The sequence below is a fragment of the Sphingomonas sp. FARSPH genome (genome assembly GCF_003355005.1).
Taxonomy (GTDB): domain Bacteria; phylum Pseudomonadota; class Alphaproteobacteria; order Sphingomonadales; family Sphingomonadaceae; genus Sphingomonas.
This window is the reverse complement of record NZ_CP029985.1, coordinates 214,830-229,441: the sequence shown is the minus strand read 5'-3', so window position 1 is coordinate 229,441 and position 14,612 is coordinate 214,830. Positions and strand designations below refer to the sequence as shown.

Genomic DNA, 14,612 nt, shown 5'->3' with positions numbered 1-14,612 from the left:
CGCCGAGGCTACGCAAGGGGCGCCAGGTCAGCGTTTCCGGATCCCCGCCTGCGCGGGGATGACGGGCGGGGTGCTATGAGCGACTTGGTGATCCGCCCCGACGACGACGCTGAGCTGCTTCCCTCCCACCTGCGGGGGGAAGGGGGAGCGGGGGTACTGCCGGACGCCCTGCTGCCCGACGACCGCGCCGCCCCAACCGACCCCGAAGCCGTGCCGATGCTCGCCATCCCCTATGGCTTCGCGCGCCGGCATGGCGTCGTGCTCCAGCCGACCGAACCCGATGCGATGCCCGTGGTGGCGCTGCGCGAGGGTGCGGACGCGCGCGTGCTGATCGAGGTGCGGCGGTATCTGGCGCGCGCGTTCGACGTCGCGATCGTCGCGCCGGCGGCGTTCGACCGGTTGCTGTCGGACGCCTATGCGATGGACGGGCAGGCGACGGCGATGGCGGCGGTGGGCATGGGCGACGAGCTCGACATGCTCGCCGAGGGGCTGCCGACCGCGGAGGACCTGCTCGACACCGCCGATGATGCGCCGGCGATCCGCCTGATCAACGGCATCATCGCCGATGCCGCGCGCAACGGCGTGTCGGACATCCATATCGAGCCGTACGAGACCGGCCTCGTCGTGCGCATGCGGATCGACGGCGTGCTGCGCGAGACGTTGCGCATGCCACCGCACGTCGCGCCCGTCGTGGTCAGCCGGATCAAGGTGATGGCGCGGCTCGACATCGCCGAGCGGCGCGTGCCGCAGGACGGGCGGATGGGCCTGACGCTGGGTGGCAAATTGCTCGACGTGCGCGTCTCGACATTGCCGAGCCGGGCGGGCGAGCGGGTGGTGCTGCGCATCCTCGACAAGGAGAATGCCGGCATCGACCTCGACGCGCTGGGGATGAACGAGGGCATGTACGCACTGCTGCGCCATGCGCTCGCCGAGCCCAACGGCATCATCCTCGTCACCGGGCCGACGGGGTCGGGCAAGACGACGACGCTCTACGGCGCGCTCCGGCTGCTCAACGACGGCAGCCGCAACATCCTGACCGTCGAGGACCCGGTCGAATATGCGGTGGAGGGCGTCGGCCAGACGCAGGTCAACGCCAAGGTCGGGTTGACCTTCGCCGCGGGCCTGCGCGCGATCCTGCGCCAGGACCCCGACGTCGTCATGGTCGGCGAAATCCGCGACCGCGAGACGGCGGAGATCGCGGTGCAGGCGTCGCTTACCGGGCATCTGGTGCTGTCGACGGTGCATACCAACGATGCGGTCGGCGCGATCACGCGGATGCGCGACATGAAGGTCGAGCCGTTCCTGCTCGCGTCCACGCTGCGCGCGGTGATCGCGCAGCGGCTGGTGCGGCGGTTGTGCGAGCATTGCCGGCGGCCGGTGAAGGCGGGCGACGGCGTCGCGCCGCTGCTCGGCATCAAGCCGGGCAAGACGGTGTATGAGGCGGCGGGGTGCGAGCGGTGCAATCACACCGGCTATCGCGGCCGGATCGGCGTGTTCGAGGGTGTGCGCGTCGACGAGACGATCCGCCGCATGATCAACGAGGGCGGCGACGAGGCCGCGATCGCACGCCACGCGTTCGACCACAGCGCCAGCCTGGCACAATCGGCGAAGGCGCTGGTCAAGGCGGGGCTGACGACGCCGGAGGAAGCGGTGCGGGTCACGCGGCGCGAGGCGGATGATGCTTAGCGAGACGCCGATCCTCCCCGGAACGGGGAGGGGGACCGTTCGCGCAGCGAATGGTGGAGGGGCAGCCCCGAGGGGTGTCGCTGCCGGTCTGCCCCTCCGTCACGGCTTCGCCGTGCCACCTCCCCGTGCCGGGGAGGAATGAGGAATGGCTGACTTCGACTATGTCGCGATCGATACGCGCGGTGCCGAGCGGCGGGGACATGTCGCAGCGGCCGATATCGGCGCGGCGCGCGCGAATCTCGATCGGCACGGCCTCTACATCGTGCGGATCGAGCCCGGCGCACCGCCGACGGCGGCACGCCGGCCGCTGTTCGGCCTGCAACTCGGCCGGCCGAAGATGAGCGTCAAGCAGCTGACGCTGTTCACGCGCCAGCTCGCGACGCTCAACCGCGTCTCGCCGCTGGAGGAATCCCTGCGCACGATCACCCGCCAGACCGAGCAGGACAGCGTGCGCGGTATCGTCGCGGCGGTCCACGCGGGCGTCGTCGAGGGGCGGCGGCTGGCCGATTCGATGGCGCGCGAGCCGAAGAGCTTCCCGCCGCTGTATCGTGCGATGGTGGCGGCGGGCGAAAGCTCGGGCAGCCTACCGACGATCCTCGACCGGCTCGCCGCGCTGTTGGAACGGCAGGCGGAGATCCGCGGCAAACTGATCACCGCGCTCGCCTATCCGACGATCCTCGCGGTCGTCGCATTGGGCGTCGTCACCGCGCTGATGATGTTCGTCGTGCCGCAGGTGGTCGAGCAGTTCGACACGGTGGGGCAGCAATTGCCGTTACTGACGCGGATCGTCATCGCCGTATCGGACCTGCTGGTCGGCTGGTGGTGGCTGATGGCGCTGGTTGCCGGTGCGATCGGCGCAGGCATCTGGTTCGCGCTCAAGGACCCCGCGCTGCGGCTCGCCTTCGACACGCGGCTGCTGCGCCTGCCGCTCCTCGGCCGGCTGCTGCGCGATCTGCATGCGGCGCGGATGGCGCGGACGCTGGGGACGATGGTGGCAAGCCGGCTGCCGCTGCTCGAAGGCCTCGCGCTGACCGCCTCGACGATCCACAACCGGCGGCTGCGGCTGGCGTCGGACGAGATCGTCGACGCGATCCGCGGCGGCGGCAGCCTGTCGGCGGCGATGCGGCGGGCGGGCGTGTTCCCGCCGCTGCTCACCTATCTCGCCGCATCGGGCGAGGCGGCGGGGCGGCTCGACGAGATGCTGGAACGCGCCGCCGATTACCTCGAGCGCGAGTTCGACCGGTTCACCGCGACCGCGCTGTCGCTGCTGGAACCGGCGATCATCGTCATCATGGGCGGCATCGTCGCCACCATCGTGCTATCCATCCTGCTGCCGATCCTCCAGCTCAACACGCTGGCGGGACAATGAGGAAGTAATATGCGTCCAGATCCCAGGAAGCGCCGCAAGCGCGAAGCCGGCTTCACCCCCCTTAGGCGTTCCGCCGAACACGGCTTCACGCTGGTCGAACTCATGGTCGTCATCGTCATCATCGGCCTGCTCGCGACGATCGTCGCGCTCAACGTGCTGCCGTCGGGCGACAAGGCGCGCGTCGAGAAGGCGAAGGCGGACATCGCGCAGATCGAGGGCGGGCTGGAGCTGTACAGGCTGCAGATGTCGACCTTCCCGACGACGAGCCAGGGGCTGCAGGCGCTGGTCACCGCGCCTGCGGGGGCGGATGCATCGCGCTACCAGCGCGGCGGATATCTGAAGAAGCTGCCGAACGATCCGTGGGGCCGCCCGTACCTCTATGCCTCGCCCGGCAAGCATGGCGAGGCGGACGTGTGGACCTATGGAGCGGACGGCAAGGAAGGCGGCGAGGGGATCGATGCCGACATCGGCTCCTGGCAGTAACGCGGTCCGCCAGCGAGGCTTTACCCTCGTGGAGCTGATGGTCGTCGTCGTCGTAATCGCGCTGGCGGCGGCGGTGGCGATCTACGTGATGCCCGATTCGCGTGGGCGCGTCGCGGACGAGGCGGCGCGGTTCGGCCTGCGCGCGCGCGCCGCGCACGATGCCGCGATCGTCGAGGGGCGCAGCGTCAGCCTTTGGATCACGCCGGGGGGCTATGGCTTCGACCGTCGCGTCGCGGGTGCATGGACGCCGATGGCGGACAAGCCGCTGCGCGTCACGCGCTGGGACGACGGCACCGCGGCGCGCATCGATGGTGCGAGCGGCGGCCGGCTGCGCGTGACGTTCGATCCCACCGGGCTCGCCGACCGGCCGGCGCAGGTCGTGCTGACCCGCGGAACGGCGCGCGCCGTCGTCGACATGGCGGCGGACGGCAGCGTGCGGGTCGCCGGCTGACCGATGCGGACGCCCGCCGCCCTACCCCTCCGCGAGGCGGGCTTCACGCTGATCGAGATCATGGTCGCGCTGGCGGTGTTCAGCCTGGCGGTGCTCGCGCTGGTGCGGCTGGAAAACGCGACGGTGCGCGGCGCGACGATCCTGGACGATACGATGATCGCCAACCTCGTCGCGCGCAACGTCGCGATCGAGGCGGCGACGGAGGCGCGCATGCCGACTTTGGGGCGCAGCAGCGGCGTGGAGACGAACGGCGGCCGTGCCTGGACCTGGGTGCGCGACGTGCGGCCGACGGGCAATGCCAGTATCGTGCGCATCGACGTTGCGGTCGCCGACCGTCGCGGCGCGCCGATCGGGCGCGCGACGATCGTGCGACCGCCGGATACGCAGCCGTGAGGGAGCGGCCGATCGCGCGTCGAAACCCCGGCACCCCAACCGGTGTGGAGGCGGCCTTCACGCCCGTGAGGCGTTACGCCGAACATGGCTTCACGCCCGTGAGGCGTTACGCCGAACACGGCTTCACGCCCCTGAGGCGTTACGCCGAACACGGCTTCACGCTGGTCGAGGTGATGATCGCGCTGCTGATCTTCGGCATGATCGCGGCGGCGGGCGTCGCGATCCTGTCGTTCAGCGTGCGCGCACAGGGGGCGACCGCGACGCGACTCGACGACATTTTCGCCCGGAACCGGACGATCGCGCTGGTTTCCGCCGACCTGGGACAGGCGATCGACCGGCCCGCGCGTGACGAAGCGGGGCAGACGCTGCCCGCCTTCACCGGCGGCGCGGACGGCCAGCTGCGCTTCGTGCGCGCGGGCTGGGCCAATATCGACGCCGCGCCCCGCGCCAGCCTGCAGAAGGTGGTGTATGGCGTCGAGGACGGCGCGCTGGTGCGCATTGCCTATCCGATGATCGATGGCGCCGCGCCGCTGCCCCCCGTCGTGCTGCTGTCCGGCGTGGCGGGCGTCGCGGCGCGCTATCGCATCCGCGGGGCGTGGGGCGACCGGTGGGACGGGACGCAGGGCGCGCCCCTGCCGCAGGCGGCCGAGCTCGTCGTGCGGCGGACCGACGGCAGCGCGCTGCGCATCGTCGCGCTGGTCGGTACCGGCTACCTGCCGCCGCTCGCCCCGCCCAACGGAGGTCTCCCCAGCGGAGCCGGGTCCAATGCGCCGCCGCCCGCCTGAGCGCGAGCGGGGAGCCGCCCTGCTCACCGTCCTGATGCTGGTCGCGGTGATCGCGGTGATGGCGGGCGCGGCGCTGGAGCATCTGCGCCTGTCGACGCGGCTTGCGGGCAATGCCGCGGACGGCGAGCAGGCGCGTGCCTTCGCCCGCGCGGCCGAAGTGCTGGCGACGACGCGCGTCACCGACCTCCTCGCCCAGGCGGGGGACCGCGTGACGCTGGCGGGCGGGTGGAGCGACCGGCCGATCGCCTTGCCGCTGCCCGGCGGTGGTACCGCGGTGGCGCGCGTCACCGATGGCGGCAATTGCTTCAACCTCAACAGTCTGGTGCGGCCCGGCCCGACGCCCGGCACCTATACGCAATATTTCGAGCAGCGCGTGCAGTTCGTCCGGCTGATGCGGCTGGTCGGCGTGCCGGGACAGGCGGCGGAGGGGATCGCCGCGGCGGCGACCGACTGGATCGACAGCGATCAGGATACGCTGCCCGGCGGCGCGGAGGATCAGGTCTATCTGTCGCGCGAAATCCCCTATCGCACCGCCGGCACGCTGATGGCGGACCCGAGCGAGCTGCGCGCGGTGAACGGCGTCACGCCCGACACCTATGCGCGGCTGCGCCCGTGGCTATGCACCCTGCCCAAGGCGGAGGCGGCGACGCTCAACGTCAACACGCTGACCCCCGAACAGGCGCCGCTAGTCGCGATGCTGTTTCCCGACACGCTGTCGATCGAGGCGGCGCGATCGATGATCCTGCGCCGCCCGCCGCAGGGTTTCGCCAGCGCGGAGGCGTTCCTGAACCTCGCATCGGGCAATGGCGTGGTCAGCGCCAATCGCGGTCAGTTCGCGATGAAGAGCCGCTGGTTCGCGCTCGGCATCGACGTGACGCGCGGGCAGGCGGATCTCAAGGAAAAGGCGCTGATCGACGCGACGCGGCTTCCCGTGCGGCTCGTCTCGCGGCAATGGGGCGATGACCTATGACGACCTTGCTCTTCCTTCCCACGATCGATCTCCGCTGGCGCTGGCTGCGTCTCGCCGGTGACGGCGCCATCGATGTCGGCGAGGGCATGCCCGCCGCGGAGGATGCGATCGTCGCGGTTGCGCCGGCGGAGGCGGTCGCGCTGCACTGGGCGGATCTGCCCGCGCGCTCCACGGCGCAGGCGGTGGCGGCGGCGCGGCTGCTCGTGGCGGAGGCGAGCGCGGCGCCCGTCGCCGAACTGCACGTCGCGGTGGGGCCGGACGGGGAGGGCGACCGCGCGATCGCGGTGGTCGATCGCGGCACGATGGCGGGATGGCTCGCCGATTTGGCCGTGCACGGCATCGATCCCGTCGCGATGATCCCCGCCGCGCTGCTGCTGCCGCGCCCCGACGAAGGCTATATGCGGGGGACGATCGCCGGCGCGCCTCTCGTGCGCGGGCGGTCGAGCGGATTTGCCGACGATCCCCTGCTGACCCGGCTCGTCGTCGGCGACGCGCCGGTCGCGACGATCGAGGGCGCGGCGCTGGACGCGGCGTTGGCGGCCGCGGTCGCGGCGATGCCGCTCGACCTTCGGCAGGGGCCATTCGCGCGCCGGCGGCGGATCGGCATCGATTGGGCGCACGTCCGCCGGCTAGGCGTGATGGCGGCGGCGATCCTCCTCGTCACGCTCGGTATCGATCTCGTCCGCCTCGCCAAATACAGTTTCGGCGCGGACGCGCTGGAGGCGCGGGCGGAGGCGCTGGGGCGCACCGGCCTCGCACGCGGCGAGACCGTCACCGACGTCGACCGCCAGCTGAGCGAGCGGCTGAGCAACGTGCGCGGGCCGGGGCTGGGCTTCACCACCACCGCGGCGGCGGTCTATGCCGCCATCCGCGCGACGCCGGGGACGGAACTGACCGGGCTCGATTTCCAGCCGAACGGCGACCTGCGCCTGTCGGTCGCCGCGGCGCGCGAGTCGTTGCCCACGGACCTCAAGCGCGCGCTCGAACGCGCGGGCTTCACGGTGAATGCGGGCGTGTTCCAGTCGGCCAACGGCCGCGTGACGGGAGAGATGACGGTGACCCGGCGATGAGCGCGCTTCGCACCTGGTTCGACGGTCGCTCGCTGCGCGAGAAGCGGCTGATCCTCGTCATGCTCGGTCTTACCGCCCTGACGCTCGTCTGGGCGGGTATCGTCCGTCCGGTGCGCGACGGCCTGTCGAGCGCGCGTGAGCGGCATGCGGATGCCGTCGTCCGCCTCGCCACCACCGAAAGCGCGGTCGACGCGATCCGCGGCGCGGGCCGCCGCGTGCCGTTGACCGGCAGCCTCGCCGACGCGCTGCGCGCGCAGGCGGAGAGCGCGGGTTTCGTCCTCGCCTCGCTCGACGAGCGCGGCGGGGGCCGCGTCCATGCGACGATCCAGGCAGCGCGCCCCGCCGCGCTGTCGCGCTGGGTCGCGGGGCTGGAGGGTGGCGGCATCCTGGTCGACAGCGCGACATGGCACGACAATGGCGACGGCAGCGTCGCCGCCGACCTCGTCGTGCGGGCGCGCGCGTCGTGAGGCGGCTGCGCCTAAGCACCGGCCCTGCCGCGCTGTTCGGCGCGATGCTGGCGGCGGCGCTGCTCGTCTTCCTGCCGATGCGGCTCGCGCTCGGCTGGATCGGGCTCGGCGATCAGGGGATCAGCGCGCGCAGCGTCGGCGGATCGGTGTGGGACGGGCGCCTGGTGGAGGCGCGGTTCGGCGATCTCGCGCTCGGCACGCTGCATGCCGGCCTGTCGCCCTTCGCGCTGCTCGTCGGGCGGGCGCGGATCGGCCTGTCGGACGATGCCGGGTCGATCCGCGGTGCGATCACGATCAGCCGCCACCGCCGCGGGCTGGACGACGTTACCGCGACCTTGCCGACGGGCCGCGTCTTCGCGCCGCTGCCGGTCACGTCGCTGATCCTCGAGGATGTGACGATCCGGTTCGTCGACGACGCGTGCGACACCGCCGAGGGGCGCGTGCGCGCGACGCTGGTCGGCGATGCGGGCGGCGTGCCGTTGCCGACGCAGCTGTCGGGCAATGCGCGCTGCGACGGCACGCAGCTGCTGCTGCCGCTCGCCAGCCAGGCGGGGACGGAGGCGGTCGACCTGCGCATCACGGGCGCGGGGCGCTACACGGCGCAGATGCGCATCGCGCCGTCCGACCCTGCGGCGGCCGAACGTCTGGCGGCGGCGGGCTTCACGCCGTCGGGCAGCGGTTATCGCCTTTCGATCGAGGGGCGCTTCTGATAGCTTGACGAACCGTCGCCTCCCTCGTAGGGGCACGGGCCTTCGCGGCGACCGTAGTTCAATTGGTTAGAGCGCCGGCTTGTGATGCCGGAAGTTGCGGGTTCAAGTCCCGTCGGTCGCCCCACTTTCCCCGTTGCCGCAATGCCCCGCTGATCGGGGCTGGCCAAAATCGTCGGGAAAGAATATTACCGCGCCTCGCAACAACATTGTTCAGCGGAGCAGGCCATGACCTCGGTGTGGGATCTTCCCGATTTCGACAATCACGAGGGCGTCCACGCCTTCACCGATCCCGAATCGGGCCTGCGCGCGGTCGTCGCGATCCATTCGACGCATCTCGGACCGGCGGCGGGCGGCGCGCGCTTCTGGCATTATGCGGCCGGCGACCAGGCGGTGACCGACGCGCTGCGCCTGTCGCGCGGCATGAGCTTCAAGAATGCGATGGCGAACCTGGCGCTCGGCGGCGGCAAGGGCGTGATCCTCGCCGACAAGCCCGGCGCGGTGATCAGCGAGGCGCAGCTCAAGGCATTCGGCCGCGCAGTCGAATCGCTCGGCGGCCGCTACGTCACCGCCGAGGACGTCGGCATGTCGGAAGCGCGGATGAAGGTGATCGCGGGCGAGACGCGATACGTCTCTGGCCTGCCGGTCGAAACCGGCGCGGCGGGGGGCGACCCGGGGCCGTACACCGCGCACGGCGTCTATCTGGGCGTCAAGGCGGCGGCGCAGCGCGGGCTCGGCGCTACTGACATGAAGGGCGTGCACGTCGCGATCCAGGGCGTCGGCTCGGTCGGCGGCGGGCTTGCCCGCCTGCTGGCGCAGGACGGCGCGAAGCTGACGCTCGCCGATGTCGACGCGGCGCGCGCGCAAGCGCTGGCGGCGGAACTGGGCGGCGAGGCGGTCGCGGCGGGGACGATCCTGGGCGTCGAGGCGGACATCTTCAGCCCCAATGCGCTCGGCGCGATCCTGACCGAGGCGACGATCCCGACGCTGACCGCGAAGGTCGTCGCGGGCGGCGCAAACAACCAGCTCGCGACGCGCGAGGATTACGACCGCCTGCACGAACGCGGCATCCTCTACGCCCCCGATTACGTCATCAACGCGGGCGGCATCATCAACGTCGGGCTCGAATATCTCGGCCAGGGCGACGAGGCCGAGGTGATGGCGCGGATCGACAAGATCCCGGCTCGCCTCAACGAAGTGTGGGACGAAAGCGACCGCACCGGCCGCCCCGCCGCCGAAGTCGCCGACACGATCGCGCAGCGGCTGATCGGGCGGGGGTGAGACGGGGGGCAACCTCTCGACCCCCAAGATCGTCACCTGGGGCTTGACCCGGGGGCCCGCTTTTTTACGCCTGTGGACGAAGCAGAAGCGGGACCCCGGCTCTTCGGCCGGGGTGACGGGACGGTTTTTGGTCGGCGAGACTCGCCGCTTACCCCGCTTGGCGGCCACGGCTTTCCCTCCTATGACCGGCGCCACCGTGCCGAGCCTCCACGCCCTTGCCAATCCTGCGCGCTTCCTGCGGATCGCCCGGCCGCTGACGCCGGTGCTGACGCTGACGGGCATCGCGCTGATCGCGATCGGCTGCTGGGCGGGGCTGACGCGGACGCCGGCCGACTATCTGCAGGGCGAGACGGTGCGCATCCTCTACATCCATGTCCCCGCCGCATGGCTGGGGATGGGCGGGTGGACCGGGCTCGCCATCGCCAGCGCGGCCTTCCTGATCTGGCGCCATCCGCTCGCGCAGGTCGCGGCGCGCGCGATCGCGTTGCCTGGTGCGGTGTTCGTCGCCATCTGCCTCGTCACCGGATCGATCTGGGGGCGGCCGACCTGGGGGACGTGGTGGCAGTGGGACGGGCGGCTGACGTCGATGCTGCTGCTGTTCTTCGTCTATTGCGGCTATATGGCGCTGGCGCGCGCGGACGCGGAGCGGGGCGGCGACGGGCGCATCCCTGCGCTTTATGGCATCGGCGGCACCGTGCTGTTGCCGGTCATCCGCTATTCGGTGGTGTGGTGGAACACGCTGCACCAAGGGCCGTCGATCGGCCTGACGCGGTCGAGCATCGACGCCAGCATCCTGTGGCCGCTGGGTTTCACCGGCGCGGGCGCGACATTGCTGTTCGCGGGCATCGTGCTGATGCGGATGCGCGCCGAGCTCGCCCGGACCAAGGCGGAAGCGCGGATGCGGCGGATGGTGCGCGTATGAACCCCTGGCCGTTCGTCGTCGCCGCCTATGTCGTCGCGCTGGGCGGGGCGGGCGCGCTGACGCTCATCAGCTGGATCGCGATGCGGCGGGCCGAGAAGTGACGCCCAAGAACCAGCGGCTGACGCTCGTGCTGCTCGCGCTCGGCGCGGTCGTCGCGGCGGGGCTGCTCGCACTGTCGGCGTTGAAGGATCAGGCGAGCTTCTTCTATTCTCCGTCCGACGCGCGTCGCGACGGCCTGCCGCTCGGCCGCGATGTGCGGCTGGGCGGGATGGTGCAGGCGGGATCGATCGCCCGCGCGGCAGACGGGGTCACGGTCCGCTTCGTCGTCGGCGACGGGCAGGCGACGACGCCGGTGACGTTCAAGGGCATCGCGCCCGACCTGTTCCGCGAACGCTCCGGCGTCGTCGCGGAGGGGCATTTCAACCCCGACGGCAGCTTCACCGCGACCAACCTGCTCGCCAAGCATGACGAGAAATACATGCCGCCCGAGGTCGCGGGCGCGATGCACGAAACGAAGACACTGGAGCAATGATCGCGGAGGCGGGCCTGGCCGCGCTCTGGTTCGCCGCGGCGCTCGCGGCGGTCCAGCTGCTGCTCGCCGCCGCGGCGGTGCGCCGCGGGCAGGCGGAGGTCATCGCCGGCGTCCGCCCCGTCGCGATCCTGCAGGGCAGCTTCGCGGCGATCGCGATGGCGGCGCTGATCGCGGTGTTCCTCGCCTCCGACATGTCGGTGCGCGTCGTCGTCGAGAACAGCGCGGCGGCCAAGCCGTGGATCTACAAGTTCGCGGGCGCATGGGGCAATCACGAAGGGTCAATGCTGCTCTGGGTCACCATCCTCGGCCTGGCCGGCGGCGCGGTGGCGGTGCTGGAACGCCGGCTGGACGCGCGCACGCTGGTCGCGACGCTGGGCGCGCAGGCGGCGCTGGCGCTCGGTTTCTACGCCTTCCTGCTCTTTTCCTCGAACCCGTTCGACCGGGTCAGCCCGGCGCCGCGCGACGGGCTGGGCCTCAACCCGCTGCTCCAGGATCCCGGTCTCGCCTTCCACCCGCCGACGCTCTACATCGGCTATGTCGGCATTTCGGTCGCCTTTTCCTTCGCAGTCGGCGCGCTGGTGACGGGTGAGGTCGGCCCCGCCTTCGCGCGCGCGATGCGCCCCTGGGTGCTGGCGGCGTGGGTGTTCCTGACGATCGGCATCACCGCGGGCAGCTACTGGGCCTATTACGAGCTCGGCTGGGGCGGCTGGTGGTTCTGGGACCCGGTGGAGAACGCGTCGCTAATGCCGTGGCTCGCGGCGACCGCCTTGCTCCATTCGGTCAGCGTGCTGGCGGCGCGCGATGGGCTGCGCGCGTGGACGGTGATGCTTTCGGTCGTCGCCTTTTCGATGTCGATGATCGGCACCTTCCTTGTCCGGTCGGGGATCCTGACCAGCGTCCACGCCTTTGCCGTCGACCCGCGGCGCGGCGCGTTCATCCTCGTCCTGCTCGCGCTTTACATCGGCGGTGCGCTAGCGCTGTTCGGTGCGCGGATCGGCGCGGTGCGCGCGGGCACGACGTTCGAACCCGTCAGCCGCGAGGGCGGGCTCGTCGTCAACAACCTGCTCCTCTCCGTCATCCTCGGCATCGTGCTGATCGGCACGCTCTACCCGCTCGTCGCGGCGAGCTTCGGCGTCCAGCTGTCGGTCGGGCCGCCGTTCTTCAACAAGGCGGCGGGGCCGATCGCGCTCGCGCTCGTCGTCGTCATGGCGGTGGGGCCGCTGGTCCGCTGGCGACGCGACGATGCGGGGCAGCTGACCGGCCGGATGACGTGGCCGATCGCGGCGACGTGCTTCGCCGCCGCCGCGCTCGTCGCCTTCGGGCCGATGCCGGTGCTGCCGACGATCGGCCTGGCGCTCGCGGCGGGGCTGGCGGTGGGAAGCGTGTTGCCGATCATCGGCCGGCATCCGCTGCGCACGCCGCTGTTCACCTGGGGCATGGTCGTTGCGCACCTTGGCATCGCCGTCAGCCTGGCGGGCATGGCATCGGACAGCGCCTTCACGAAGGAGACGCTGCTCGCGGTCCGTGTCGGCCAGCCGGCGCGGGTCGGTCCGTTCACCGTGCGGCTCGACGGGATCAAGCCGGTGATCGGCGAGGGTTGGTCGGCGCTGGAGGCGCGGCTGTCCGCGACGCGCGACGACGACCTGACCGTGCTGCGTCCGCAATCGCGCTTCTTCGCGACACCGACGACGACGACCAGTGAAAGCGCGATCGCGACCTTCTGGGACGGGCAGCTCTACACCGTGCTCGGCCGGCCGGATGGCGAGGGGCGGTGGCAGCTGCGGCTGTGGTGGAAGCCGTTCGTGACGCTGATCTGGCTGGGCGGCGCACTGGTCGCGCTGGGCGGCATGCTGTCGCTGGTCGGCCGCTGGCGGCGCGAGCGGCGGGTGCGGATGCGGGAGTATTGGGCATGAAGCGCGTGATGCTGTGGCTGCCGCTTGCCGCCTTTTCCTTCCTGTTCGGCATCGCCGCGCTCGGGCTGATCAAGCCGGCGGACCGCACCGTACGCTCGCAGCTGGTCGGCAAATCGCTTCCGGATTTCCGCCTGCCGCCGCTTGCGCTGGGCAAGCCGGGCGTGTCGAGCGCCGATTTCCATCGCGGCGAACCGCGGCTGCTCAACATCTTCGCCAGCTGGTGCATCCCGTGCGCCGCAGAGGCGCCGCAGCTGATGCGGCTGAAGGCGATGGGCATCCCGGTCGATGCGGTCGCGATCCGCGACACCGCGCCTGCGCTGACCGCCTTCCTGCGCCGCAACGGCGATCCCTATGCGCGGATCGGCGACGACCGGCAGAGTTCTGTGCAGCTCGCGCTGGGCTCATCGGGCGTGCCGGAGACGTTCGTGGTCGACGGGCAGGGGCGCATCGTCCTCCAGCATGTCGGCGATATCCGCGCGGAGGACATCGACGCGATCGCCGCCGCGGTGAAGGGCGCGCGATGAGGCGCTGGCTGTTCGCGCTTGCCATGGTGGCGGCGCCCGCGCTCGCCGATCCGTCGACGCCGCCCGCCGCGCTTGCCAATACGCAGCTGCGCGACCCGTTGCGCGAGGCGCAGGCGCAGCGATTGATGGAGACGCTGCGCTGTCTCGTCTGTCAGGGGCAGTCGATCGCCGACAGCGACGCGAGCATCGCGGGCGACATGCGCGCGCTCGTCCGCCAGCGGATCGCCGCTGGGGAGAGCCCGCAGGCGATCCGGCGCTGGCTGGTCGCGCGCTATGGCGATTACGTCACCTACGACCCGCCGCTGAACGGTGCGACATGGCCCCTGTGGTTCGCGCCGATCGCGTTGCTGGTCGTGGGCGTGGCGGTCGCACGGGTCAGCTTCCGCCGGAGGATGCGCTGATGGGCTGGGTCACGCTGCTGGTGCTTGCCGCGATCGGGGCGGCGGCGGTCGCAGCACTGCGCGTGCCGCGGCTGCTGTGGAGCGCGATCGGCGCGGCGGCGATGCTCGGGGCGGCAGGCTATGCTTGGCAGGGGCGACCGATGCTCGCCGCCCGTCCCGCCACGGCGAGTGCGGCGATCCGGCCCGACGATCTGGCCATGATCGACCTGCGCAACCGTATGCTCGGCCAATATACCGCAGATGGGGCGTATCTGGTCGCGGCCGATGCGATGAGCCGCACGGGCGATCCGCGCGCCGCGGTGCGCGTGATCCTGGGCGGCATCAACCATGTGCCCGAAAGCCTGATGCTGTGGACCGCGCTGGGCAGCGCGCTGGCGACGCATGACGGCGATCGCGTGTCTCCGCCCGCGCTGTTCGCCTTCCAGCAGGCGATGCGCCTGTCGCCGCGGCATCCGGCGCCCCCGTTCTTCCTGGGGCTCGCCTACATCCGCGAGGAAAATTTCGACGCTGCGCAGCAATATTGGCGGCGTGCCCTGGCGCTGACGCCCCCCAACGCGTCGTATCGACCGGACATCGCGGTACGGCTGATGCTGCTCGACCGGATGATCGCGATGCGCGACCGGACGGGGCGGTAACCCGTGCTCCCCTCCCACGGGCG

At 71.4% G+C, this 14,612-nt stretch carries 17 protein-coding genes and 1 tRNA gene; all 18 read left to right on the top strand.

Going from position 1 to position 14,612, the window contains the following annotated elements:
- The first annotated feature begins 216 nt into the window (after nt 1-216).
- The gene (locus tag DM480_RS01155; protein ID WP_115380626.1) at nt 217-1,686 is read left to right on the top strand and encodes a GspE/PulE family protein; all 1,470 of its coding nucleotides are present in this window, start codon (nt 217-219) and stop codon (nt 1,684-1,686) included.
- A 145-nt stretch (nt 1,687-1,831) separates the two neighbouring features.
- Nucleotides 1,832-3,055 carry a type II secretion system inner membrane protein GspF gene (gspF, locus tag DM480_RS01150; RefSeq protein ID WP_115377186.1) on the top strand — a complete coding sequence of 408 codons (1,224 nt, stop codon included), beginning with the start codon at nt 1,832-1,834 and terminating at the stop codon, nt 3,053-3,055.
- A gap of 9 nt (nt 3,056-3,064) precedes the next feature.
- Nucleotides 3,065-3,538, top strand: coding sequence for a type II secretion system major pseudopilin GspG (gene gspG, locus DM480_RS01145; RefSeq protein WP_115377185.1), 474 nt, complete (start codon nt 3,065-3,067; stop codon nt 3,536-3,538).
- A gap of 37 nt (nt 3,539-3,575) precedes the next feature.
- Nucleotides 3,576-3,989, top strand: a complete 414-nt coding sequence (locus DM480_RS01140) for a GspH/FimT family pseudopilin (RefSeq protein ID WP_232834171.1) — start codon at nt 3,576-3,578, stop codon at nt 3,987-3,989.
- Nucleotides 3,990-3,992: 3 nt separating this feature from the next.
- The gene (gene gspI, locus DM480_RS01135; RefSeq protein WP_115377183.1) at nt 3,993-4,382 is read left to right on the top strand and encodes a type II secretion system minor pseudopilin GspI; all 390 of its coding nucleotides are present in this window, start codon (nt 3,993-3,995) and stop codon (nt 4,380-4,382) included.
- Between the two features lie 98 nt (nt 4,383-4,480).
- The gene (gspJ, locus tag DM480_RS01130) at nt 4,481-5,167 is read left to right on the top strand and encodes a type II secretion system minor pseudopilin GspJ (protein ID WP_232834070.1); all 687 of its coding nucleotides are present in this window, start codon (nt 4,481-4,483) and stop codon (nt 5,165-5,167) included.
- Nucleotides 5,148-6,137, top strand: a complete 990-nt coding sequence (gene gspK, locus DM480_RS01125) for a type II secretion system minor pseudopilin GspK (RefSeq protein WP_115377182.1) — start codon at nt 5,148-5,150, stop codon at nt 6,135-6,137. Before gspJ ends, gspK begins: the two co-directional genes overlap by 20 nt.
- Complete coding sequence (gene gspL / locus DM480_RS01120) at nt 6,134-7,207, top strand: type II secretion system protein GspL (RefSeq protein WP_115377181.1); 1,074 nt, start codon at nt 6,134-6,136, stop codon at nt 7,205-7,207. The genes gspK and gspL overlap by 4 nt, the downstream gene beginning before the upstream one ends.
- Nucleotides 7,204-7,674, top strand: a complete 471-nt coding sequence (gspM, locus tag DM480_RS01115) for a type II secretion system protein GspM (protein WP_115377180.1) — start codon at nt 7,204-7,206, stop codon at nt 7,672-7,674. The genes gspL and gspM overlap by 4 nt, the downstream gene beginning before the upstream one ends.
- Nucleotides 7,671-8,384, top strand: a complete 714-nt coding sequence (gene gspN / locus DM480_RS01110) for a type II secretion system protein N (protein ID WP_115377179.1) — start codon at nt 7,671-7,673, stop codon at nt 8,382-8,384. The genes gspM and gspN overlap by 4 nt, the downstream gene beginning before the upstream one ends.
- 47 nt (nt 8,385-8,431) lie before the next feature.
- A tRNA-His gene (locus DM480_RS01105) sits at nt 8,432-8,508 on the top strand.
- A gap of 101 nt (nt 8,509-8,609) precedes the next feature.
- Complete coding sequence (locus DM480_RS01100; protein WP_115377178.1) at nt 8,610-9,662, top strand: Leu/Phe/Val dehydrogenase; 1,053 nt, start codon at nt 8,610-8,612, stop codon at nt 9,660-9,662.
- A gap of 181 nt (nt 9,663-9,843) precedes the next feature.
- Nucleotides 9,844-10,584: a heme ABC transporter permease CcmC gene (ccmC, locus tag DM480_RS01095; protein WP_232834069.1), complete on the top strand. Its 741-nt coding sequence runs from the start codon at nt 9,844-9,846 to the stop codon at nt 10,582-10,584.
- A 97-nt stretch (nt 10,585-10,681) separates the two neighbouring features.
- Nucleotides 10,682-11,116, top strand: a complete 435-nt coding sequence (ccmE, locus tag DM480_RS01090; protein ID WP_115377177.1) for a cytochrome c maturation protein CcmE — start codon at nt 10,682-10,684, stop codon at nt 11,114-11,116.
- Nucleotides 11,113-13,029 carry a heme lyase CcmF/NrfE family subunit gene (locus DM480_RS01085; protein WP_115377176.1) on the top strand — a complete coding sequence of 639 codons (1,917 nt, stop codon included), beginning with the start codon at nt 11,113-11,115 and terminating at the stop codon, nt 13,027-13,029. Before ccmE ends, DM480_RS01085 begins: the two co-directional genes overlap by 4 nt.
- Entirely contained in the window at nt 13,026-13,553 is a 528-nt protein-coding gene (locus DM480_RS01080) for a redoxin family protein (protein WP_115377175.1), read from the top strand. Before DM480_RS01085 ends, DM480_RS01080 begins: the two co-directional genes overlap by 4 nt.
- Nucleotides 13,550-13,954, top strand: a complete 405-nt coding sequence (locus DM480_RS01075) for a cytochrome c-type biogenesis protein (protein WP_115377174.1) — start codon at nt 13,550-13,552, stop codon at nt 13,952-13,954. The genes DM480_RS01080 and DM480_RS01075 overlap by 4 nt, the downstream gene beginning before the upstream one ends.
- Nucleotides 13,954-14,589 carry a tetratricopeptide repeat protein gene (locus DM480_RS01070; protein ID WP_115377173.1) on the top strand — a complete coding sequence of 212 codons (636 nt, stop codon included), beginning with the start codon at nt 13,954-13,956 and terminating at the stop codon, nt 14,587-14,589. Before DM480_RS01075 ends, DM480_RS01070 begins: the two co-directional genes overlap by 1 nt.
- The last annotated feature ends 23 nt before the right edge of the window (nt 14,590-14,612 follow it).

Excerpts from the sequence above, each read along its gene's own strand:
- DM480_RS01155 (WP_115380626.1), top strand. The coding sequence starts at position 217 with ATGCTCGCCATCCCCTATGGCTTCGCGCGCCGGCATGGCGTCGTGCTC.
- gspF (WP_115377186.1), top strand. The coding sequence starts at position 1,832 with ATGGCTGACTTCGACTATGTCGCGATCGATACGCGCGGTGCCGAGCGG.
- gspG (WP_115377185.1), top strand. The coding sequence starts at position 3,065 with ATGCGTCCAGATCCCAGGAAGCGCCGCAAGCGCGAAGCCGGCTTCACC.
- DM480_RS01140 (WP_232834171.1), top strand. The coding sequence starts at position 3,576 with ATGGTCGTCGTCGTCGTAATCGCGCTGGCGGCGGCGGTGGCGATCTAC.
- gspI (WP_115377183.1), top strand. The coding sequence starts at position 3,993 with ATGCGGACGCCCGCCGCCCTACCCCTCCGCGAGGCGGGCTTCACGCTG.
- gspK (WP_115377182.1), top strand. The coding sequence starts at position 5,148 with ATGCGCCGCCGCCCGCCTGAGCGCGAGCGGGGAGCCGCCCTGCTCACC.
- gspL (WP_115377181.1), top strand. The coding sequence starts at position 6,134 with ATGACGACCTTGCTCTTCCTTCCCACGATCGATCTCCGCTGGCGCTGG.
- gspM (WP_115377180.1), top strand. The coding sequence starts at position 7,204 with ATGAGCGCGCTTCGCACCTGGTTCGACGGTCGCTCGCTGCGCGAGAAG.
- DM480_RS01100 (WP_115377178.1), top strand. The coding sequence starts at position 8,610 with ATGACCTCGGTGTGGGATCTTCCCGATTTCGACAATCACGAGGGCGTC.
- ccmC (WP_232834069.1), top strand. The coding sequence starts at position 9,844 with ATGACCGGCGCCACCGTGCCGAGCCTCCACGCCCTTGCCAATCCTGCG.
- DM480_RS01085 (WP_115377176.1), top strand. The coding sequence starts at position 11,113 with ATGATCGCGGAGGCGGGCCTGGCCGCGCTCTGGTTCGCCGCGGCGCTC.
- DM480_RS01080 (WP_115377175.1), top strand. The coding sequence starts at position 13,026 with ATGAAGCGCGTGATGCTGTGGCTGCCGCTTGCCGCCTTTTCCTTCCTG.
- DM480_RS01075 (WP_115377174.1), top strand. The coding sequence starts at position 13,550 with ATGAGGCGCTGGCTGTTCGCGCTTGCCATGGTGGCGGCGCCCGCGCTC.
- DM480_RS01070 (WP_115377173.1), top strand. The coding sequence starts at position 13,954 with ATGGGCTGGGTCACGCTGCTGGTGCTTGCCGCGATCGGGGCGGCGGCG.